This window comes from Aeromonas sp. OTU364, from assembly GCF_038440395.1.
Lineage (GTDB): Bacteria > Pseudomonadota > Gammaproteobacteria > Enterobacterales > Aeromonadaceae > Aeromonas.
In genome coordinates this window covers 227,318-247,258 of record NZ_JASATR010000004.1, presented here as the reverse complement: position 1 = coordinate 247,258, position 19,941 = coordinate 227,318, and the positions used below count along the sequence as shown (strand labels likewise).

Genomic DNA, 19,941 nt, shown 5'->3' with positions numbered 1-19,941 from the left:
TGAAACAGAGATGGGGGCCCAGGCCCCCATCTCTGTTTTTGTCTCTGTCGCAAGCCGCCCCTTCCTCAGCGGGGCGGCCCTCGTCACGCCAGATCTTCCCCGTTGCTGGCGATCACCTGTCGGTACCACCAGAACGACTTCTTGCGCCTGCGCGCCAGGGTGCCCTGGCCGGCATCGTCCCTGTCCACGTGGACGAAGCCGTAGCGCTTGCTCATCTCGCCGGTGGAGGCGGAGACCAGATCGATGCAGCCCCAGCTGGTGTAGCCCAACAGCGGCACGCCGTCTTCAATGGCATCCCCCATGGCGCGGATGTGTGCGCGCAGGTAGTCGATGCGATAGTCGTCCACTATTTCGCCATCGGCGTTGATCTCGTCCATGGCCCCCAGGCCGTTCTCCACCAGGAACAGGGGTTTCTGGTAGCGATCGTACAGGCTGTTCATGGTGATGCGAAGGCCGAGCGGATCTATGCCCCAACCCCACTGGCTCACCTCGATGTGGGGATTGCGCAGGGACTTGACCACGTTGGCGGCGCTGGTGTTGCCCGCGTTCATGTCGGCCGAGGCGCAGCGGGAGGCGTAGTAGCTGAAGGAGACGAAATCGACGCTGTGTGTGAGGATCTCATCATCCTCCGGCGCCTTGACGAGCCGGATCCCCTTCTCGCGAAACACCCGGGCCGCATAGGACGGGTAGGCGCCTCTCGCCTGCACGTCGATGAACAGCAGGTTCTCCCGCTCCTTTTGCAGCGCGGCCCAGACATCTTCCGGCTTGCAGGAGTAGGGGTAGAAGCTGCCCCCCGCCAGCATGCAACCCACCTGGTTTGCCGGATTGACCTCGTGGGCAATTTGGGTCGCCAGGGCGCTCGCGACCAGCTCGTGGTGGGCCGCCTGGTATTTGACCTGCTCCTGGTGCTCCCCCTCCTCGAACACCAGTCCGGCCCCGGAGAAGGGGCTGTGCAACAGGATGTTGATCTCGTTGAAGGTGAGCCAGTACTTCACCAGGCCGTCGAATTGCTCGAAGCAGGTGCGGGCATAGCGGGTGAAAAAGTCCACCATCTGGCGGTTGCGCCAGGAGCCGTACTCCACCACCAGGTGCATGGGCACGTCGAAGTGGCACAGGGTCACCAGGGGCTCGATGTTGTACTTTCTGCACTCCTGGAACAGGGCCCGGTAGAAGGCGATGCCCTCGGGGTTGGGTTCTGGCTCGTCGCCGTTCGGGTAGAGCCGGCTCCAGGCGATGGAGGTGCGAAACACGGTGAAGCCCATCTCGGCCATCAGGGCGATGTCTTCCTTGTAGCGGTGATAGAAATCGATGGCCTCGTGGCTTGGGTAGAACTCGTCATCCCGCAGGGTGAAGCGCTTCTCCTGGCCAAGCTTGACCGCCATGCGGTTGGCGCCATGGGGGATCATGTCCACCGTGGTCAGCCCCTTGCCCCCCTCGCGATGGCCGCCTTCCGCCTGGTTGGCGGCCAGGGCGCCGCCCCAGAGGAAGCCTTTGGGAAATCTGGTTATCGACATCGGTTACCTCTTGTCATGTCGGATGATATGAATTCACAGGCTGGTGGCCGGCTGGCCCGGCATGGCCGCGTCGGCCCGGGCTGGCGTCCGGGGTGCCTGCTCCTGCACAGGTATGTCTTCAAAGCCCATCACCAGGGTCAGCACGAAGGAGAGCACCACGGAGAGCGCCATCACGGCGAACACCCAGGCGATGCTCATGGGGTTGGTCGGATCGAAGAACTGCACGCTGGTGAAGAGACCCGGGGCCGCCATGGAGTGGCTGGCGAGGCCCGCCATGCCGGCCACGGCGCCGCAGATGAAACCGCTTATGAGGCTGGCGATGAGGGGGCGCTTCAATCGCAGGGCGACGCCGTAGAGGGCGGGCTCGGAGATCCCCGCCATGATGGCGGAGGCGGCCGCCGCCAGCGCAGTCTGGCGCAGTTCGGGGTTTTTGGTGCGCCAGGCGACGGCCAGGGAGGAGCCGCCGAGGGAGAGGTTGGCGCCAATCTCGGAGGGCATCACCATGCCTTCCTTGCCGGTCTCGGCGATGGTCTGGATGATGGTCGGAGTGAAGACGCGGTGCATGCCGGTCATCACCAGCAGGGGCCAGAGCGCGCCCATGATGGCCACCGACAGCCAGCCCAGGTAGTCGTGGACCGTGTAGACCAGGCCAGAGATGGCGGTGCCAATCCAGATGCCGATGGGACCGATGAGCAGGATGGCGAGCGGCGCCGCGATGAGCACTATCAGCATGGGCTTCAAGAAGTTCTTGGTCACCGCCGGGGTGATGCGATCGACCCAGCGCTCTATGTAGGAGAGGCACCAGGTCATCACCAGGGCCGGGATCACTGTGTAGGTGTATTTCACCGCGGTGACCGGGATCAGGGCGAAGGTCACCTGCTCCCCCTCGGCGGCCCTGGCCATCAGCTCGATGAAACTGGGGTGAACCAGCACGCCGGCGATGGCGATGGCGAGCGACATATTGGTCTTGAACTTGACGGCGGCGGAGGCGGCCACCATCAGGGGCAGGAAGAAGAAGGCGCCGTCACCGGCCACCGTGAGTATGGTGAGGGTCGAGGAGCCTTTCTCCAGCACCCCTGTCATCTCCAGCACCATGGCCAGCAGCTTGAGCATGGAGCCGCCGATGATGGCCGGGATGAGCGGCGACATGGTGCCGATCAGGGCGTCGAGGATGGCGGCGCCCATGCGGCGCAGGCTGAAACCTGGCTTGGCCGCTGGCATGTCTCCCCGTGCGCCTTCCGGCAACTGGGCAAGCACCTCGCGATAGGCGTGGGAGACCATGTTGCCGATGATCACTTGGCACTGGTTATCACTGCTGACCACCCCAAGGACCCCGGCAGTGGCCTTGAGCGTGGGACTGTCCACCAGGGTGGGGTCTTGCAGCACGAAGCGCAGGCGCGTCATGCAATGGGTCACGGCGACTATGTTGCCGGTTCCGCCGAGGGCCGTGATGACCTTGCCGGCCAGGGCCGCGTAGTTCTTTGACATCTAGTCGTATCCTTCTTACCAAATGAGGCCTGTCGATCCCCGTCATTGACGACGGGAAGAACGGGAATGAAACTGCATCGTGGAACCGGTTCCACATAGCATGCGCAGTTTCATGCTCACAGACAAGACGGTCGCACCGCCATTGTGCAGAAGCGTGAATGGGATCACTGAAAGGGGGAGCCTGCGCCCATTCTCGTTAGCACAAGCGGGTCCCGTGCAGTACACTGCGGCCCGTCGAGAAGAGGGGAAGATGATGACGACTATGCTGGAGGTGGCGAAGCGGGCAGGGGTGTCGAAGGCGACTGTCTCCCGGGTGCTGTCGGGCAATGGCTATACCAGCCAGGAGACCCGGGATCGGGTGTTCCAGGCCATAGAGGAGAGCGGCTATCGCCCCAACCTGCTGGCCAGGCAGCTGGCCACCAAAAACACCCAGACCCTGGGGCTGGTGGTGACCAACACCCTCTATCACGGCGTCTATTTCAGCGAGCTGCTCTCCCACGCGGCGCGCTTGACCGAAGATAGGGGCCGGCAGCTGATCCTGGCCGATGGCAAGCACAGCGCCGAGGAGGAGCGACAGGCCATCCAGTACCTGCTCGACTCCCGCTGTGACGGCGTCATCATCTACCCGCGTTTTCTCGGCGTCGAGGAGATGGACGAGCTCATCGAGCAGCACTCCCAGCCCATCATGGTGCTCAACCGGCGGCTGCGGCGCCACCCGGCGCACTGCGTCTACTCCGATCAGCAGGCTGCCGCCGCGGCCGTGGTGGAGAGGCTGGTCGAGATGGGGCACAGCGACATCGCCTTCATCACGGGCTCGGCAGATTCGCCGACTGGCATGGAGCGTCTCGCCGGCTACCGCGAGGCCCTTGCCCGGCACGGCATTTCCGTGCAAGAGGCGCTGATCGCCCCCGGCAAGTGGACCCCCGCCTGCGGCGCGGCCGCCGTCTCGACCCTGCTAGCGCGCGGGGTGAGCTTCAGTGCCCTGATCGCCAGCAACGATGACATGGCGATCGGGGCCATCAAGCAGTTGCACGAGTGCGGCCTGTCGGTGCCGGAGCAGGTCTCCGTGGTGGGGTTCGACGACATCGCCCTGGCTCCCTACGTCATTCCGTCGCTGGCCAGCGTCAAGATGCCGGTGACCGAGATGATCCAGGAGACCATCAGCCGGCTGATCACCATGGTGGAGGAGGGGGAGCCCGAGGCGCTGCCCTCTTTCAGTGGCAAGCTGGTCCGGCGCGATTCCCTCAAGCGCCTGCTGGAGTGAGGCTGCCTCTGCGCTGGGCAGGCGGGGCGGGATCCGTTAGCATGGGCCCCCTTCGCGGGCCTCGCCCGCCGTATCGAGCCGCATCAATATATGCCAATCAAGACCAACCAGAGAGTGCAAGAGTTCAGATGGATGACCTGCTAGCCCCCGTGCGCCAATTCCTGCATTGCGAGACCCCGGATGAGTGGGTGGAGATGGCGCGGGACCCCGCCCAGTTGCCGACCCTGCTCATCGATCACGCCAACTGCGAGAACAAGGCCGCCCTGACGGCCCACAGCCTGGTGCGTCGCTACTGCCTGCCCAAGGAGAAGCGCCACCTGCTGCCCAAGCTCGAATTTTACCGTGAGCTGGATGCCATCCCCGAGAAGGCCGAGATCCTCGGCAAACGCACCATGGGCGAGTCAGACAGAAGCGTGTTCGCCGAGCTCGAGCGCAACCCCCTGCTGTTCCCCATGGTGCGGCTCATTCAGGAGGAGCTGCATCACTTCGAGCAGGTGCTGGAGATCATGCAGGCCCGCGGCATCCCCTACGGGCCCGTCACCGCCTCCCGCTATGCCCGCAGCCTGCTGGCCCACGTGCGCACCTACGAGCCGGCGGCCGTGGTGGACAAGATGATCATCGGCGCCTACATAGAGGCGCGCTCCTGCGAGCGCTTTGCCAAGATTGCCCCTCACCTGGACGAGGAGCTGGGCCGCTTCTATGTCTCCCTGCTGCGCTCGGAGGCGCGCCACTACCAGGACTATCTGGCACTGGCCGAGCAATACGCCGGGGAGGATATCAGCGAGCGGGTCGCCTATTTTGGCCGGATTGAAGCCGGGCTTATCTGCTCGCCGGACCCGCAATTCAGGTTCCATAGCGGCCTGCCTGTCAGATCTGACAGTTGTTGAGCCCAAAGGGGCTGCCTACTATCTCGGTGTTCCTACTACGAGCGACGCAATCACTTTTTTGAGCGCAATCCCCGGCGACTGATGTGACATCAGGCCGGGTTTTTTTATGCCCGGCCCATGGGCCGGAGGGGGAGCGGCTGGGGATCAGCGGCGGTATTCGTTGTTGTAGTTCTGGATCAGGCGGCGGGTCACGTCGTGCTGGGGATCGGCGAAGACCCGCAAGGTCTTGCCGCGCTCCACTACCCGGCCCTCGTGCATCACCAGCACCTCGTCGCTGATGTGGCTGACGATGCCCAGATCGTTGGCCACCAGCACATAGCTCAGCCCCATGGTCTCCTGCATCTCCAGCAGCAGGTTGATGATCTGGGAGCGCACCGAGATGTCCAGGGTGGAGAGCGCCTCATCCGCGACCACGATTTTCGGGTTGAGGATCAGCGCCCGCGCCAGCCCCACCCGTTGCTGCTGACCGGCGGAGAGCATCTGGGGGTAGAAGAGGGCGTGATCCGCCAGCATGCCCACCATGCGCAGGGTCTGGATCACCTTCTCCCGGCGCTCCTCCTCGCTCAGGGCCGTGTTGAGGCGCAGCGGCGTCTCCAGGATCTGGCCGACCCGAATCTTTCGGTTGAGCGAGGTGTTGGGATCCTGGAAGATCATCCGCAGCAGCTTGCAGCGGGTCTGATAGTCACCGTGAACCAGGGGCTGTCCCTCGATGGCGATCTCGCCGCCGCTCGGCTCTATCATGCCGGCCAGGATCCGCGCCAGCGTGCTCTTGCCCGAGCCCGCCTCCCCGACGATGGCCAGGGTCTGGCCCACTCCGAGATCAAACGACAGGGGCTTGATGGCCTCCACCGCCTGGCGCCGGAACAGGCCGGTGCGGTTCTGATAGGTCTTGCACAGGCCCCTGACCTGCAACAGGGCGGGTTCGATCACAGGCTTGGCTCCTTCATGACGACATTCACGATCAGGCTCATTTCTTTGGCTCTTCCATGTTCAGCGGGAAGTGGCAGCTGGGGCATGGAATGGTGATGACTCGGGCTCATTTCTTCGGCTCTTCCATGTTCAAGGGGAAGTGGCAGCTAAACTGGTGTCCCTTGACCTTACTCATCAGCGGGGTCTGCACGCACTGCTTCTGGGCGTAGGGGCAGCGGGGGCCGAGGCGGCAGCCGATGGGCAGGTGCTGCAGGGGGGGGATCACCCCGGGCAGGGTCTCGAGCCGGGACTTGTGGCGCACCAGCTTGTCGAAGTCGGGAATGGACTTGAGCAGGGCGTCCGTATAGGGGTGACGGGGGGATTCGAGGATCTGATCCCGGGTGCCCACCTCCACCATCTGGCCGCAGTACATGATGTTGATGGTGTCGGTCAGGTTCGCGATGGCGGCGATGTCGTTGCTGATGATGAGGATGGTGGTGTTGCCCAGCTTGTTCATCTTGTCCAGCAGCCGCAGGATCTGGGAGTGGGTGGTGGACTCCATGGCGCTGGTTGGCTCGTCCGCCACCAGCAGCCGCGGCTGGTTGGCGATGGCCATGGCGATCATCACCTTCTGGCACATGCCATCCGACAGCTCGTGGGGATAGGCCCGCATCACCTTGCGGTGATCCTTGACCCCGACCCGGTGCAAGAGGGCGATGGCCCGCTTCTTGCGCCACTGGAAGCGCTGCCAGAACTTGCCGGCGAAGGCGCTGGTGGGGATGGCCTCTTCCAGCTGGGTGCCTATCTCCTCGGAGGGGTCGAGACAGCTGATGGGGTCCTGGAAGATCATGGCGATCTCCCGGCCCATGATGCGGCGCCGCTCCTTGGGGGCCATGGTCAGCAGGTCCATGTCGTTGAAGCGCATCCGGTCAGCGCGCACCGTCCAGTTGTCCTTCTGGATGCCGACGATCACCTTGGCCACCAGGCTCTTGCCCGAGCCCGATTCTCCTACCAGGCCGCGGATCTCCCCCTCGTTCAGGGTCAGGCTGACCCTGTCCACCGCCTTGACCTTGCCCTGGGGGGTGTCGATCTCTATGGTCAGGTTGCGTATGTCGAGCAGGGGCATCAGTGGCGCTCCTCATGAGGGTGTGGCTGGGCGTGCTGCATCTGGGCCATGCCGTCCTTGATGGTATAGAGCCGCAGTATCATCAATCGTTCCCCTCTTTAAGCGCTTCGCGCATGCCTTCACCCACCAGCGATGGGTTGGCCAGCACGCCGTACAGCAATGGGCGAAGAACAAGGGTGAGCATGCCTTTCTTCGGCATAGAACATTGCATCAGTCGTTCCCTTCTTTAAGCGCTTCGCGAATGCCTTCACCCACCAGCGATGGGTTGACCAGCACGCCGTACAGCCATGGGCGGAGAACAAGGGTGAGCATGCCTTTCTTCGGCATAGAACATTGCATCAGTCGTTCCCTTCTTTGAGCGCTTCGCGAATGCCTTCACCCACCAGGTTGGTCACCAGCACGCTGAACAGGATGGCCATGCCCGGCAGGGTCACGGTCCAGGGGGCCAGATAGATGAGATCGCTCGAATCCGCCAGCATGGCGCCCCACTCCGGCTGGGGTGACTGGGCCCCGAGGCCGAGGAAGCCCACCGCCGAGATATCCAGGATGGCGGCAGAGAGGGTGCGGGTGGTCTGGGTCACCAGGGTTTCCACTATGTTCGGCAGTATGGCCAGACGCATGATCCGCAAGGGGGGCGAGCCGTCGAGGCGGCTCGCGATGATGTACTCCTTCTGCATCTCGGCGTGGACGGCGTTGTAGGTTGCCCGGATGAATGGCGGTATCAACGCCAGCGTGATGGCGATCAGGGTGTTGAACAGCCCGGGCCCCAGGATGGCGACCACTATGATGGCCAGCAGCAGGGAGGGGATGGAGAGCAGGGTATCGAGCAGGTGATGGAGCACGCTCGACTTCACCCCCTTGCTCATGCCGCCGAGGATGCCGATGGCGGAGCCGACGAGGAGCGCTATCACCACCACCAGCAAGGCGTTGCCGAAGGTGAGGCGGGCCCCCACCACGAGGCGGGAGAGGATGTCGCGGCCCAGATCGTCGGTGCCGAGGAAGTAGTCAATGTTCCCCGTGCTGGCCCAGGAGGGGGCCAGCAGCAGGCGGCCGCTGTGCTGATCATCGATGCCGTAGGGCACCACCAGGGGACCCACCAGGGTGATGAGCAACAGCAGGCCGAAGCACCAGAGCCCCCCCATGGCCAGCGGATTGCGGCGATAGGAGGCCCAGGTCTGCTCCAGGGGGGAGAGGATCCTGAGCTCCGGATAGATGTTCGATTTATCGTGCATGATGCAGGCTCCAGCCCTGGCCATGAGCGGGGTCAGTCTTGTGTTGCATAGGGTATCTTGCGCCTTGGTGGGCAAGGGGGGCGCATATGCGGCAATGTCTTGCCAAAGGAGCCCAATCAGTCTTGTTTTGCATGGCGTTCTTTGCGCCGTGCCGGATACAGCATGAAGGGGGTGAGCAGCGCGAGGCCGACATGCTGGCGTCTGTGCCGCTGTGGGCATACTCAGTCTTGTTTTGCATAGAGTTCTTTGCGTCGTGCCGGATACATGATGGTGGTCAGCAACTCGGTGCTGACGCTGATGAAGATGACGAAGCTGGCCACCACCAGGAAGGCGCCGCGGATGGCGGCATAGTCCTGCAGCGCTATGCTGCTCACCAGCCAGCGGCCGATCCCGGGCCAGTCGAACACCACCTCGGTGATCATGGCGGAGGTGAGCACGCTGCCGAGCTGCAGGCCGAGCAGCGGCAGCACGGGGGGCAGGGCGTTCTTGAGGCCGTGGCGCCAGACGATCTGGCGGCGAGAGAGGCCACGGCTGGCGGCGGCCTTGATGTAGTTCTGCTTCATCACGTCGATGAGGGAGCTGCGCACGTGGCGGATCACCTCGGTGGTGGGCACCACGGCCAGCACCAGGGAGGGCAGCACCAGGTGGCGCAGGGCGTCACGCAGTGCCGCCTCGCGCCAGGGCTCCTGGCTCATCAGCACATCGACGATGGCGATCCCCGTGATGGAGGGAACGTCGTAGAGCAGGCTGATCTGGCCGGAGGAGGGGAGCCAGCCGAGATCCAGGGAGAAGAACATCACCATCAGCAGCGCCAGCCAGAAGACGGGCACGGCGTAGCCGATGAGGCCGGCGGCCATGATGGAGAGATCCAGGCTGCGCCCCTGATAGAGGGCCGCCAGGGTCCCGAGCGGGATCCCCACCAGCAGCGAGATGGTAAAGGCCGCGAGACAGAGGGTCAGGGTCGCCGGGAAGTAGTGACGGATCTCGTCCAGCACCGGCAGGCCGGAGACGCTGGAGAGGCCGAAGTCCCCCTCGGCGATGCGCTGCAGGAAGTCCGGGTAGCCGTGCCAGAAGTCCAGCACCTGGCCGATGAGGCGAAACTCCAGCAGGTAGGCCCCCATGGTCAGCACCAGCAAGGTGATCACCAGCAGGGTGATGCGGCGCAAAATATAAAAAAACATGCTTATGCCTCCGCGCCGGGCTGCGTCGATGGGAAGGGAGGCCAGATGCCACTTGTGGAATGGATGTCAGCCATGTTCACTCCCGATGGGCCTGGTTGAAGGTGGTGCCGCCAAAGGGCATGAGGGTCAGTCCCTGGATGTCGCTGCGGCTCACCTGGGTGCGCAGGGCATGGGCCAGCGGGATGAGCGGCAACTGTTCGCTCAACAGGGACTGGGCATAGTAATAGTTGCGCAGACGGAACGCGAGTTGCGGTGTGGTCACCGCATCGTCCAGCAACTGATCGAAGGCTGGGCTGCACCAGCGGCTGTAGTTGTTGCCCCGCTCGACGGCGGCGCAGCTCAGCAGTTGGCGGAAGAAGTTGTCCGGGTCCGCGTTGTCGGCGATCCACCCCGACAGCAGGCTGTCATACTGCCCCTTGGCGAGCCGGGTTTCGATGACCGGCCAGGCCTGCTGCACTATCTTGAGCTTCACCCCTATCTTGGCGAGATCGCTGCGCATCAGCTGGGCCGTCTTGAGGCCGTCCGGGTTGTAGGGGCGGGCACCGGGCTGCACCAGCACCTGCATCTCGAACCCGTTCGGGTAGCCGGCATCCCTGAGCAGTTGGCGGGCGAGCTTCAGATCGGGCTTGCGCTGGGTCAGGGAGGGGTTGTAGCCCCAGGAGAGCGGCGGCAGCAGGCTGGCGGCAGGCTGACCGGTCTCGAAATAGACCGCCTGCAGCAGGTTCTGCACGTTGATGGCACTGGCCAGTGCCTGGCGCACCTGCACCTTGTTGAAGGGGGCCTTGCGGGTATTGAGGGCGAGGAAGGCGACGTTCATCCCCGACTGCACCGACAGAGTGAGGTGGGAGTCCTTGTCGATCACCGACAGCTGGCTGGCGGAGGGGGTGCTCATGACATCGCACTCGCCGGTCAGCAGCTTGGCGAGCCGCTTGGACGACTTGGGGGTGATGTCGTAGATGAGCTGCTCAATCTTCGCCTCGCCGCCCCAGTAGCCGGGGTGGCGCAGGTAGCGCACGAACTCGTTGTGACGGTACTCCTTGAAGCTGAAGGGGCCGGTGCCTATGGGCCGGCTGTCCAGCAGCTCCGGGGTGCCTGCCTTGTCCATCTGCTCGCCATATTCGGCCGAGAGCACGATGGCGTAGTCGCTGGCCAGGGTCGCGAGGAAGGAGGCATCCGGCCGGTTCAGCTCGAACACCACCTCATGGGGGCCCTTCTTGTAGACCCGCTTGATGAGGCTGCCGAGCCCCAGACTGTGGAAATAGGGGTACTCGCCACCCGAGATGCGGTGGAAGGGGTGGTGCTCGTCCAGCAGGCGATGATAGGTGAAGAGCACGTCGTCGGCGTTGAAGTGGCGCGTCGGGTTGAACCAGGGGGTGCGATGGAAGGTCACGCCCTTGCGCAGAGTCAATGTATAGGAGAGGCCATCCTCGCTGCTGCGCCAGTGGGTGGCGAGGCCCCCCTCGATGCTGAGGGTATTGGCATTGACCTCGAGCAGGCGATCGTAGAGCGGGCGGGCGCTGGCATCCAGGGTCGCCTCTGAATTGGCAAGCTGCGGGTTGAAAGACCTGGGCGCCCCGTCGGCACAATAGATGAGTCCGGTCCTGGAGGCATCGTCTTGTTTCTGACAGCCGGTGACCAGTACCAGGAGACCGAGCAGCAGTGGTGTGAGCATTCTCATGTTGGAACCATGTTTTCAGACAGAGTTGCCCGCCAGAGGGCGGGCGCGTTGCGGGATCCTGCCGGGCAGGGCATCCCATCGGGGGCGCGAACCTCCCCCTCGTCAATTCCCTCGAGCAGCGGGTATTTACCTGGCATGTCTCGACGGAGGTGATGGCAGAGGGTCAGTCGTTGTCCGCATTGCCATTGTTGTCATCCTCCACGAGCAGCTGGTATTTGCACCGCATGCTCCGGAACGGGTGGTGGCAAAGGGTCAGTCGTTGTCCGCATTGCCATTGTTGTCATCCCCCTCGAGCAGCTGGTATTTGCGCAGCATGCCCCTGAACTGGTGGTAGCTCAGGGTCAGCAATTGGGCGGCTTTGCGCTGATTATACTGGGATTGCTGCATCGCTTGCTTGAGTAAATTAATCTCGTATTGCGCCACCGCCCCCTTGAGATCCAGCGGCAGGCTCATGGCCTGGGGGCCGCTTGCCGAGGCCGCCTCGGTGGCCACCGGGGACGGGCTGCCGGTATGGGGGCGCCAGGGGGAGTCGAAGGGGTTGATCACCAGCTCAGAGAGCGGCAACTGCGGATTGCCCTGACGGTAGAGGCTGCGCTCCACCACGTTCTTCAGCTCCCGCACGTTGCCGGGCCAGGGGTAGTCTTGCAGCAACTGGGTCGCCTTGCGGGAGAAGCCGGCAAACAGCGGATACCCCAGCTCCCGGGTCATGCCGTGGGCGAAGTGCTCCGCCAGCATCAGTATGTCTTCGCGCCGCTCCCGCAGCGGGGGCAGGGTGATGACGTCGAAGGCCAGCCGGTCCAGCAGATCGTGACGAAACTGTCCCCGGGCCGCCAGCTGCGGCAGATCCTCGTTGGTGGCGCACACCAGGCGCACATCCACCTTGAGCGCCTTGGCACCGCCCACCCGCTCGAACTCCCCGTACTCGATGACCCGCAGCAGTTTTTCCTGCACCCGGGCGCTGGTGGTGGCCAGCTCGTCGAGGAACAGGGTGCCGCCATCGGCCCGCTCGAAGCGACCCTGGTGACGCTTGGCGGCGCCGGTGAAGGAGCCCGCCTCGTGGCCAAACAGCTCGGTTTCCAGCAGGCTCTCGCTCAAGGTGGCGCAGTTGATGGTGACAAAGCTTTGATCCCAGCGATCCGAGAGATAATGTAGGCGGTGGGCGATGAGCTCCTTGCCGGTCCCCCGCTCGCCGATGATAAGCACGGGTTTGCGCAGGGGGGCGAGTCGCGAGGCCTGCTCGATGATTTCTAGAAACGCGTTGGACTCACCCAACAGACTTTCCGTGGCCGTGGTCATCCTGATCCCTGTTCGTTGAAAAATCTGGTTAATCTTACCAAAAGTTGGTTATTTTAATCATCTCTTGTTCCGGGCGTCTTGAAACTCATGGAGAGTGCCCATATAAATCAACAAGTTAATTATTGTTCCAGATTGGCACACAAGTTGCCATTGTCAATGGAGAAACAACCCAATGCCCATCACAGGAGTAGAACCATGAGTATTTTTTCCCGCCTGGCCGACATCATCAATTCCAATCTGACGTCCCTGCTCGACAAGGCCGAGGATCCCCAGAAGATGGTGCGCCTGATCATCCAGGAGATGGAAGATGAACTGGTGAAGGAGCGCTCCAACCTGGCCCGCTTCCTCGCCAACCAAAAAGAGATCGGCCGTCAGGTCAGCCGCCATCAGGAGCGGGTGAACGAATGGCAGGCCAAGGCCGAGCTGGCCCTGACCAAGGGGCGTGAGGATCTGGCCCGGGCCGCCCTCATCGAGAAGAACAAGCAGAGCGAGCTGGCCGAGGCGCTCTATCGCGAGCAGCAGGCGGTGGACAGCGGCATCGACAAGCTGGGCGACGAGATCCGCCAGCTGGAAGCCAAGCTCGAAGACGCCCGTGCCCGCCAGAAGGCGATGGCCATTCGCAGCGAAGCGGCCAGCAGCCGCCTGAACGTGCAAAGCCAGGTGGCCCGTGGCGACAGCCAGGCCGTGGTCAGCAAGTTCGAGCGCATGGAGCGCCGCATCGACGAGATGGAAGCCCGTGCCGATCTGGGACAGTCCGACAAGGCCCTCGCCCAGCAGTTTGCCGAGCTGGAAGCGGACGATCAGATCAGCCGCGAGCTCGAGGCCATGCGCCAGAAGCTCGGCCAGAGCGACACTGCCTCGAAAGGAGAGTGATGAATGGAAGACATTCTTGGGATATTGGCGACGCCACTCATCGTCTTCATGGTCATAGTGGCCCCCATCTGGCTGGTGCTGCACTATCGCGCCAAGGGCCGGATTGGTGCGGGTCTCGCCGACAATGAGCGGGAGCAGTTGCAAGGCCTGCTGGTCCGTGCCGAGAAGATGCAGGAGAGAGTCGGGGCCCTGGAATCCATTCTGGATGCCGAGGTCCCGGGCTGGAGGAACAGGGTATGAATGCCATCCATTGCTGCCATTACATGCAGCCTGCGTTGGTCGGTACACCGGGTTTCATTCCGGATGCCGAGGCCCCGGGCTGGAGGAACAAGGTATGAGCGCCTCGAATAACTCTCGCAATCTCTACCGGGATCCCCAGAAGGGCAAGATAGCCGGCGTCTGCGCCGGCCTTGCCGACTACTTCGGGGTGGAGACCTGGATAGTGCGGCTGCTGGCCATCAGCGGTCTCATCTTCGCCGGTTTCATCACCTTCACCGCCTACATCGCCGCCTGGTTTCTGCTCGACAAGAAACCTGTCACCCTGTTTGGGGAGCAGGAGGCGGACTTTGCCGAGGTTCGGATGAAGGCGCGCAGCTGGCAGGCCGGCGTCACTCCCCATCAGGCGCTCGGTCGCATCGGCCAGGAGCTCGACGCGCTCGAGCCAAGGGTGCAGCGTCTCGAGAAGCTGGTGACCTCCAAGGAGTTCACCCTGCAGCGCGAGTTCAGCAAGCTGTAAGTACCGCAAGGGCGCGAGGCTGTGGCCCGGCCCTTATCCCCATGGTTCGGCTGTGACAGGAGAAAAAGACCCGCCTTGATACGCAACAAACTCGAACAGTCATGGTCTGTGCTGCAGCACAAGGCCTTTGAGGTGGTGAACCGGGCTCGGGATCGCCACATCCGGCTGGCGGTCACCGGCCTGTCGCGCAGCGGCAAGACCGCCTTCATCACGGCGCTGGTGAACCAGCTGGAGCACGCCGCCATCGACGGCCGTCTGCCCCTGTGGGATGCCCATCGTCAGGGGCGGATCCTCGGCGCCCGCCGGGTTCCCCAGCAAAACGCCCACATCCCCACCTTCCCCTACGAGCGGGGCCTCGATGCCCTGTTTGGTGACCCTCCCGCCTGGCCAGAGCCGACACGTGGGGTAGCCGAGGTGCGCCTGGAAATCCGTTACCGCACCCGCCACCCCTTGCGCCGGCACCTGGGGGAGATCTCCACCCTCTATGTGGATCTGGTGGACTACCCCGGCGAGTGGCTGCTGGACTTGCCGCTGCTGGATCTGAGCTACGAGCAGTGGAGCGAGCAGGTGGCAACCCAGTTGCGTCGCCCCGAGCTGCAGGCCCTGGCCGCCGACTGGCTGACCCCCGGCTGGCAGGCCGAGCAAGCCTTCGAGGAGCGGCCGGCCTGCGAGCTGGCGGCCCGTTACACCGACTATCTGCACGCCTGCAAGCAGGAGCTCGGGCTGCACCTCATCCAGCCGGGCCGTTTCGTGCTGCCGGGGGAGTATGCCGGGGCACCGCTGCTGCAATTCGTGCCCTGGGTGTGGGACAAGCCAGCCCGGGAGCCCGCCGATGGCACCCTCTACGCCACCTTCAAGCAGCGCTTCGAGCAGTACAAGCAGCACCTGGTGCAGGGTTTCTACGAGCAGCACTTCGCGGGCTTCGATCGCCAGATAGTGCTGGTGGACTGCCTGGCGCCCCTCAACGCCGGGGCCGCCAGCTTTGGCGACATGCAGCAGGCCATCGCCCGCATCATGGAGAGCTTCGCCTATGGCAAGAGCAACTGGTGGCGCCGGCTGTTCTCCCCGCGCATCGACAAGCTGCTGTTCGTGGCGAGCAAGGCCGATCACGTCACCCCGGAGCAGCACGGGCCCCTGGTCTCCCTGCTCCAGCATCTGGTGAGCAGCGGCCGGGGTCAGGCCCGCTTCGAGGGGATAGAGACCGAATGCCTGGCGCTGGCCGCCATCAAGGCCACCGAGGTGGGCAAGGGGGTCGCCAATGGTCGCGAGTTTCCGGCCATCCGCGGCACCAGCCTGGCCGGGGAGCCGCTCTTGCTCTTCCCGGGGGAGGTGCCACCCCATATTCCACCCGCTCAGTGGTGGCACACCCAGGGCTTCGATTTTCAGGCATTTCGCCCCATGCCCATGAGCGCCCATCAGGCGCTGCCCCATATTCGGCTGGACGCGGCACTGGAGTTCCTGCTCGGGGATCACCTCGAATAACCGGCGCCGCACCAAGGAGCAGACAACAAGATGAACGATCAGACAACACAGAAGGTGCCGCTGCAAGGCAAGGTGATCCTGGAGCCGACCCTGTCGGTGGCGAGCGAGACGCCGCCCCCGGCCCCGGCCCAGCGGCTGGAAGAGGAGAGCTTCGAGCCTCTGGAGGCGCTGGACGAGTTCATCGAGGTCGAATCCGCGCTCACTGTCAGGCCTCGCCGTCGCCATCGCCTGCTGGGCTGGGGGCTGGGGGCGGTCGGCCTGCTCTCCCTGGGGCAGTTTGGCGCCTTCCTCTACGACCAGTTTCTCACTGCCCCGCTCTGGGGCGGCGCCTGGCTGCTGGCGTCGGGTCTGGTGGCGGTCGGCACGGCCGGCGTGGTCGGGCGCGAGTGGCTGCGGCTGCGCACCCTCAAGCGGCGCCAGGATGTGCGCTCAAGGGCCGAAGATCTGCTCGCCCATCAGGGGGTGGGGCAGGGGCAGGCATTTTGCGAGGCCCTGGCCGAGAAGAGCGGCGACAAGGGGCGGGAGGGGTATAGCACCTGGCTGGCCCAGCTCGACGAGAGCCACAGCGATCGGGAGGTGCTGACCCTCTACAGCCAGCTGGTGCTGGGGGAGCGGGATAAACTCGCTCAGGCCCGGGTCGCCAAGTGGTCGGGGGAGGCCGCCGTGCTGGTGGCCCTGAGCCCGCTCGCCACCGTGGACATGATGCTGATGCTGTGGCGCAACCTGCGGATGATCGAGGACATCGCCGATGTCTACGCCATCGAGCTCGGCTACTGGAGCCGCATTCGCCTCATCCGCCAGGTGTTTCGCAACATGCTCTACGCCGGTGCCACCGAGCTGGTGACCGAGGTGGGGATGGACTTGCTGGGAGCCGAGCTCACCGCCAAGCTCTCCGCTCGCGCCGCGCAAGGGGTGGGGGCCGGCCTGCTCACCGCCCGCCTGGGCCTGCGCACCATAGAGGCGTGCCGCCCGCTGCCCTGGTGTGCGGACGAGAAACCCAGGCTCGGGGAGCTGCGCAAGCGGCTTGTCGGCCAGCTGGCGGGCTATCTTCGCAAGTCATAGTGCCATTCAAGGGCGGGGATCACCCTGCCTGATCTCTCCCCGTGCGGGTCGTTTGCACCACCACAGCGCCCCGGGAAAGCAGATCTGGATGTCACAAATTATTTACATCTGTGGCAGGCAGCCGACCTCGGGGTTGGCTGCTTTTTTGCTGGGCAAGCCGTTACAGTGATCCTGAAGAGCAACGACAAGGGGCCCCTAGGGGCAGGAGATGGCAGGGATCATGGCAAGCCGCTACACAGCACACCAACCGGACCTTCAGGGCGTCATCCACTACTCGGAGGAAGAGCAGGGGACCTGGCAGATCCTGATCGCGCGCCAGCTCGCGGCGCTCGAGGGCAAGGCCTGCGACGCATACAGGGCGGGGCTGGAGAGGCTGGCACTGCCCCGTGATCGCATCCCGCAACTGGGGGAGATCAACGCCGCCCTGACCCCCACCACCGGCTGGTCGGTGGCCGCCGTGCCTGCCCTCATCTCCTTTGATCGCTTCTTTGCCCTGCTCGCTGATCGCCAGTTTCCGGTGGCCACCTTCATCCGCCGCCGGGACGAGCTCGACTACCTGCAGGAGCCCGATATCTTCCACGAGATCTTCGGCCACTGCGCCATGCTGACCAACCCCGCCTTTGCCCACTTCACCCACCTCTATGGCCAGCTCGGGCTGAACGCCAGCAAGGAGGATCGGGTCTATCTGGCGCGGCTCTACTGGTTCACCGTGGAGTTTGGTCTCCTGCAGGAGGGGGAGGGGCTGCGTATTTACGGTGGCGGCATCCTCTCCTCCATCGGCGAGACCGCCTATGCCCTTTCCGGGCAGCCAGCGCTGCAACCCTTCGATCTGCTGGAGGTGCTGCGCACCCCTTATCGCATCGACATCATGCAGCCCGTCTATTTCGTGCTGCCAAGCCTGGATTGCCTCTACCGCCTGGGGCCGCAGGAGATCATGGCGGCGGTGGCCGAAGCCCGTCGCCTCGGCCTGCGTCCGCCCCGCTTTGCCCCGGCCCCTGGCCGGCAGGCGAGCTAAACCCGTTTTCAACCCATTGTATCGATGAAAGGAGTCCCGAATGTCTGAACTGGCAAACCAGCGGTGCGAAGCGTGCCGCGCCGATGCCCCCAGGGTGACCGAGCAGGAGCTGAGCGGGCTGATGCACGCCATCCCCGACTGGCAGCCCCTGGTGGTGAACGGCGAGCTGCAACTGAGGCGTGAATTTGCCTTTCGCAACTTCAAGGAGGCGCTGGCCTTCACCAACCGGCTGGGGGAGCTGGCGGAGGCCGAGTTCCACCACCCGGCGATCCTGACCGAGTGGGGCAAGGTGACAGTGAGCTGGTGGACCCACAAGATAGGAGGGTTACATCGCAACGACTTCATCATGGCAGCACGCACCGACGAGCTGCTGAAGTGAAGGCATCACCTGCGCCTCACCGAGTGGACAATTTGGTGACAGTGAGCTGGTGGACCCACAAGATAGGAGGGTTACATCGCAACGACTTCATCATGGCGGCACGCACCGACGAGCTGATGAAGTAACCGCGGCTTGACGCGGAGAAACAGGGCCTGCCCGGTGAAAACGGGGCAGGCCCGCATTTTTATGGGGGAGCGCTCGCACTGGCGGGATCGAGTCTGTATCATCCGGTTATTCAGAATGTTAGCTAGGAAGTGTGTGCCGAATGCGTCTTGAAGTCAGCTGTGAAGACCGTCTGGGCCTGACCCGGGAACTGCTCGACCGACTGGTGGAGCACAACATCGATCTGCGCGGCATCGAAATCGATACCTCAGGCATCATCTATCTCAATTTCCCCGAGCTGGAGTTTCGCGATTTCCAGCATCTGATGCCGGAGATCCGCCGCATTCCCGGCGTCTATGACGTCAAGACCATCCCCTACATGCCCTCCGAGCGAGAGCATCACGAGATAGAGGCCCTGCTCAAGGCGCTGCCGGATCTGGTCTTCTCCCTCGACAGCAAGGGACGGGTGACCCAGGCCAACCAGGCCGCCCTCACCACACTGGCGTTGCCGCCGGAAGAGGTGCGCGGGGTGGCGCTCGCATCCCTGGTCAAGGGCTTCTCCTTCGCCCGCTGGCTGGAGGCGAGCGAGATCAAGCCCCAGACCTGCAAACTCAGCCTCGGCGGCGAGGAGTACCTCGGGGATCTGATGCCGCTGTTCGTGGCAGAAGAGAAGGGCAAACAGGCCCTGGCCGGCGCCGTGGTGGTGCTCAAGTCCGCCCGTCGGGTCGGCATGCACTTCAGCGCGCTCCACGCGGTGGAGGTGGGGGGCTTCGAGCACCTGCAGGCCGAGAGCCAGAAGATGAAGGAGGTGCTGGCCCAGGCCGCCAAGCTCGCGATGCAGGATGCCCCCTTGCTCATCGTGGGGGAGACCGGCACCGGCAAGGAGCTGCTGGCCCGCGCCTGTCACGGGGCCAGCCTGAGATCCAGCCACCCCTTCATGGCGCTGAACTGCGCCGCCATGCCGGACAACGTGGCCGAGAGCGAGCTGTTTGGCTACGCCCCCGGCGCCTTTGGCAACAACACCGAGGGCAAGCGCGGGGTGCTGGAGCTGGCGAGCGGCGGCACCCTGATGCTGGACGAGATAGGGGACATGTCCCCCCATCTGCAGACCAAGTTCCTGCGGGTGCTGCAGGACGGGGTCTTTCGCCGGGTCGGGGACGAGCAGGAGGTGAGGGTCAACGTGCGCTTCATCTGCACCACCCAGAAGCAGTTGCTGGATCTGGTGCACGAAGGCAAGTTCCGGGAGGATCTCTACTACCGCCTCAATGTGCTGAGTCTGGCGCTGCCCCCCCTGCGCGAGCGCAAGGCGGACATCATGGCCCTGGCCCAGCAGTTCGTCTCCCGCTTCGCGAGCGAGTTGCAGCGCCCGCGCCCGCGCTTTACCCGCAACATGGCCGAGTACCTGACCGCCTACCGCTGGCCCGGCAACGTGCGCCAGCTGCGCAACTGCCTCTACCGGGCCATGACCCTGCTGGAAGGGGACGAACTCGGCCCCGAGCACGTTGACTTGCCGGTGGCGGCGGATGCCATGCCGCTCATCGACGAGTGGTTCGAAGGGGGGCTCGACGAGGCGGTGAAGCGTTTCGAGAGCCGGCTGCTGGAGCGGCTCTACCCGGCCTTCCCCTCTACTCGCCAACTGGCCAAGCGGCTCGGGGTCTCCCATACCGCCATCGCCAACAAGCTGCGTGAATATGGGATTGGCAAGAAGTAACCCTGC

The 19,941-nt window shown here is 64.1% G+C and carries 21 protein-coding genes; 11 read left to right on the top strand and 10 right to left on the bottom strand.

The genetic code is table 11. The annotated features are described in order from the left end of the window. Positions 1–83: 83 nt before the first annotated feature. Complete coding sequence (locus AAHB08_RS07090; RefSeq protein ID WP_342058526.1) at positions 84–1,514, bottom strand: 6-phospho-beta-glucosidase; 1,431 nt, start codon at positions 1,512–1,514, stop codon at positions 84–86. Between the two features lie 33 nt (positions 1,515–1,547). Continuing rightward, a complete protein-coding gene (gene ascF / locus AAHB08_RS07085) occupies positions 1,548–3,002 on the bottom strand; it encodes a PTS cellobiose/arbutin/salicin transporter subunit IIBC (protein WP_342058525.1) in 1,455 nt (484 codons plus the stop codon). A 250-nt stretch (positions 3,003–3,252) separates the two neighbouring features. Here ascF and AAHB08_RS07080 point away from each other — a divergent pair, with 250 nt between their 5' ends. Further along, positions 3,253–4,266 (top strand): LacI family DNA-binding transcriptional regulator, encoded by a 1,014-nt coding sequence (locus tag AAHB08_RS07080; protein ID WP_342058524.1) that lies wholly within the window; start codon positions 3,253–3,255, stop codon positions 4,264–4,266. A gap of 128 nt (positions 4,267–4,394) precedes the next feature. Further along, complete coding sequence (gene miaE, locus AAHB08_RS07075; RefSeq protein ID WP_342058523.1) at positions 4,395–5,153, top strand: tRNA isopentenyl-2-thiomethyl-A-37 hydroxylase MiaE; 759 nt, start codon at positions 4,395–4,397, stop codon at positions 5,151–5,153. A 144-nt stretch (positions 5,154–5,297) separates the two neighbouring features. On the opposite strand, the gene AAHB08_RS07070 is transcribed toward miaE, so the two are convergent. From AAHB08_RS07070 to pspF, 8 genes are all read right to left on the bottom strand, one after another. Further along, complete coding sequence (locus AAHB08_RS07070) at positions 5,298–6,083, bottom strand: peptide ABC transporter ATP-binding protein (RefSeq protein WP_005325357.1); 786 nt, start codon at positions 6,081–6,083, stop codon at positions 5,298–5,300. Positions 6,084–6,189: 106 nt separating this feature from the next. Then, a complete protein-coding gene (locus AAHB08_RS07065; protein WP_005325353.1) occupies positions 6,190–7,188 on the bottom strand; it encodes a peptide ABC transporter ATP-binding protein in 999 nt (332 codons plus the stop codon). A gap of 82 nt (positions 7,189–7,270) precedes the next feature. Continuing rightward, positions 7,271–7,399 (bottom strand): hypothetical protein, encoded by a 129-nt coding sequence (locus AAHB08_RS07060; protein WP_342058522.1) that lies wholly within the window; start codon positions 7,397–7,399, stop codon positions 7,271–7,273. Continuing rightward, a complete protein-coding gene (locus tag AAHB08_RS07055; RefSeq protein ID WP_319916931.1) occupies positions 7,399–7,527 on the bottom strand; it encodes a hypothetical protein in 129 nt (42 codons plus the stop codon). Before AAHB08_RS07055 ends, AAHB08_RS07060 begins: the two co-directional genes overlap by 1 nt. After that, positions 7,527–8,420 carry an ABC transporter permease subunit gene (locus AAHB08_RS07050; RefSeq protein ID WP_139435476.1) on the bottom strand — a complete coding sequence of 298 codons (894 nt, stop codon included), beginning with the start codon at positions 8,418–8,420 and terminating at the stop codon, positions 7,527–7,529. Before AAHB08_RS07050 ends, AAHB08_RS07055 begins: the two co-directional genes overlap by 1 nt. Positions 8,421–8,641: 221 nt before the next feature. Then, positions 8,642–9,601, bottom strand: coding sequence for an ABC transporter permease (locus tag AAHB08_RS07045; RefSeq protein ID WP_342058521.1), 960 nt, complete (start codon positions 9,599–9,601; stop codon positions 8,642–8,644). A 76-nt stretch (positions 9,602–9,677) separates the two neighbouring features. Further along, entirely contained in the window at positions 9,678–11,273 is a 1,596-nt protein-coding gene (gene sapA / locus AAHB08_RS07040) for an ABC transporter substrate-binding protein SapA (RefSeq protein ID WP_342058557.1), read from the bottom strand. 258 nt (positions 11,274–11,531) lie between these two features. Further along, a complete protein-coding gene (gene pspF, locus AAHB08_RS07035) occupies positions 11,532–12,575 on the bottom strand; it encodes a phage shock protein operon transcriptional activator (RefSeq protein WP_342058520.1) in 1,044 nt (347 codons plus the stop codon). Between the two features lie 195 nt (positions 12,576–12,770). Here pspF and pspA point away from each other — a divergent pair, with 195 nt between their 5' ends. The 9 genes from pspA (at position 12,771) to tyrR (ending at position 19,935) form a co-directional block, all read left to right on the top strand. Continuing rightward, positions 12,771–13,448 (top strand): phage shock protein PspA, encoded by a 678-nt coding sequence (gene pspA, locus AAHB08_RS07030; RefSeq protein ID WP_106886961.1) that lies wholly within the window; start codon positions 12,771–12,773, stop codon positions 13,446–13,448. Positions 13,449–13,451: 3 nt separating this feature from the next. Next, the gene (gene pspB / locus AAHB08_RS07025; RefSeq protein WP_042650412.1) at positions 13,452–13,688 is read left to right on the top strand and encodes an envelope stress response membrane protein PspB; all 237 of its coding nucleotides are present in this window, start codon (positions 13,452–13,454) and stop codon (positions 13,686–13,688) included. Between the two features lie 94 nt (positions 13,689–13,782). Then, complete coding sequence (gene pspC / locus AAHB08_RS07020; protein ID WP_342058519.1) at positions 13,783–14,184, top strand: envelope stress response membrane protein PspC; 402 nt, start codon at positions 13,783–13,785, stop codon at positions 14,182–14,184. 75 nt (positions 14,185–14,259) lie between these two features. Beyond that, positions 14,260–15,666, top strand: coding sequence for a YcjX family protein (locus AAHB08_RS07015; RefSeq protein WP_202045368.1), 1,407 nt, complete (start codon positions 14,260–14,262; stop codon positions 15,664–15,666). A gap of 30 nt (positions 15,667–15,696) precedes the next feature. Further along, entirely contained in the window at positions 15,697–16,728 is a 1,032-nt protein-coding gene (locus AAHB08_RS07010; RefSeq protein WP_202045370.1) for a YcjF family protein, read from the top strand. A 220-nt stretch (positions 16,729–16,948) separates the two neighbouring features. Then, complete coding sequence (gene phhA / locus AAHB08_RS07005; RefSeq protein ID WP_202045372.1) at positions 16,949–17,743, top strand: phenylalanine 4-monooxygenase; 795 nt, start codon at positions 16,949–16,951, stop codon at positions 17,741–17,743. A 40-nt stretch (positions 17,744–17,783) separates the two neighbouring features. After that, complete coding sequence (locus AAHB08_RS07000) at positions 17,784–18,122, top strand: 4a-hydroxytetrahydrobiopterin dehydratase (RefSeq protein WP_202045373.1); 339 nt, start codon at positions 17,784–17,786, stop codon at positions 18,120–18,122. A 35-nt stretch (positions 18,123–18,157) separates the two neighbouring features. After that, entirely contained in the window at positions 18,158–18,247 is a 90-nt protein-coding gene (locus AAHB08_RS06995) for a 4a-hydroxytetrahydrobiopterin dehydratase (RefSeq protein ID WP_446699515.1), read from the top strand. 140 nt (positions 18,248–18,387) lie between these two features. Then, entirely contained in the window at positions 18,388–19,935 is a 1,548-nt protein-coding gene (gene tyrR / locus AAHB08_RS06990; RefSeq protein ID WP_005325319.1) for a transcriptional regulator TyrR, read from the top strand. Positions 19,936–19,941: the final 6 nt, after the last annotated feature.

Coding starts and splice junctions, on each gene's coding strand:
- miaE (WP_342058523.1), top strand. CDS start 4,395: ATGGATGACCTGCTAGCCCCCGTGCGCCAATTCCTGCATTGCGAGACC.
- AAHB08_RS07065 (WP_005325353.1), bottom strand. CDS start 7,188: ATGCCCCTGCTCGACATACGCAACCTGACCATAGAGATCGACACCCCC.
- ascF (WP_342058525.1), bottom strand. CDS start 3,002: ATGTCAAAGAACTACGCGGCCCTGGCCGGCAAGGTCATCACGGCCCTC.
- pspC (WP_342058519.1), top strand. CDS start 13,783: ATGAGCGCCTCGAATAACTCTCGCAATCTCTACCGGGATCCCCAGAAG.
- tyrR (WP_005325319.1), top strand. CDS start 18,388: ATGCGTCTTGAAGTCAGCTGTGAAGACCGTCTGGGCCTGACCCGGGAA.
- pspF (WP_342058520.1), bottom strand. CDS start 12,575: ATGACCACGGCCACGGAAAGTCTGTTGGGTGAGTCCAACGCGTTTCTA.
- pspA (WP_106886961.1), top strand. CDS start 12,771: ATGAGTATTTTTTCCCGCCTGGCCGACATCATCAATTCCAATCTGACG.
- pspB (WP_042650412.1), top strand. CDS start 13,452: ATGGAAGACATTCTTGGGATATTGGCGACGCCACTCATCGTCTTCATG.
- AAHB08_RS07090 (WP_342058526.1), bottom strand. CDS start 1,514: ATGTCGATAACCAGATTTCCCAAAGGCTTCCTCTGGGGCGGCGCCCTG.
- AAHB08_RS07055 (WP_319916931.1), bottom strand. CDS start 7,527: ATGCAATGTTCTATGCCGAAGAAAGGCATGCTCACCCTTGTTCTCCGC.
- AAHB08_RS07050 (WP_139435476.1), bottom strand. CDS start 8,420: ATGCACGATAAATCGAACATCTATCCGGAGCTCAGGATCCTCTCCCCC.
- phhA (WP_202045372.1), top strand. CDS start 16,949: ATGGCAAGCCGCTACACAGCACACCAACCGGACCTTCAGGGCGTCATC.
- AAHB08_RS07010 (WP_202045370.1), top strand. CDS start 15,697: ATGAACGATCAGACAACACAGAAGGTGCCGCTGCAAGGCAAGGTGATC.
- AAHB08_RS07000 (WP_202045373.1), top strand. CDS start 17,784: ATGTCTGAACTGGCAAACCAGCGGTGCGAAGCGTGCCGCGCCGATGCC.
- AAHB08_RS07045 (WP_342058521.1), bottom strand. CDS start 9,601: ATGTTTTTTTATATTTTGCGCCGCATCACCCTGCTGGTGATCACCTTG.
- AAHB08_RS07060 (WP_342058522.1), bottom strand. CDS start 7,399: ATGCAATGTTCTATGCCGAAGAAAGGCATGCTCACCCTTGTTCTTCGC.
- sapA (WP_342058557.1), bottom strand. CDS start 11,273: ATGCTCACACCACTGCTGCTCGGTCTCCTGGTACTGGTCACCGGCTGT.
- AAHB08_RS07080 (WP_342058524.1), top strand. CDS start 3,253: ATGATGACGACTATGCTGGAGGTGGCGAAGCGGGCAGGGGTGTCGAAG.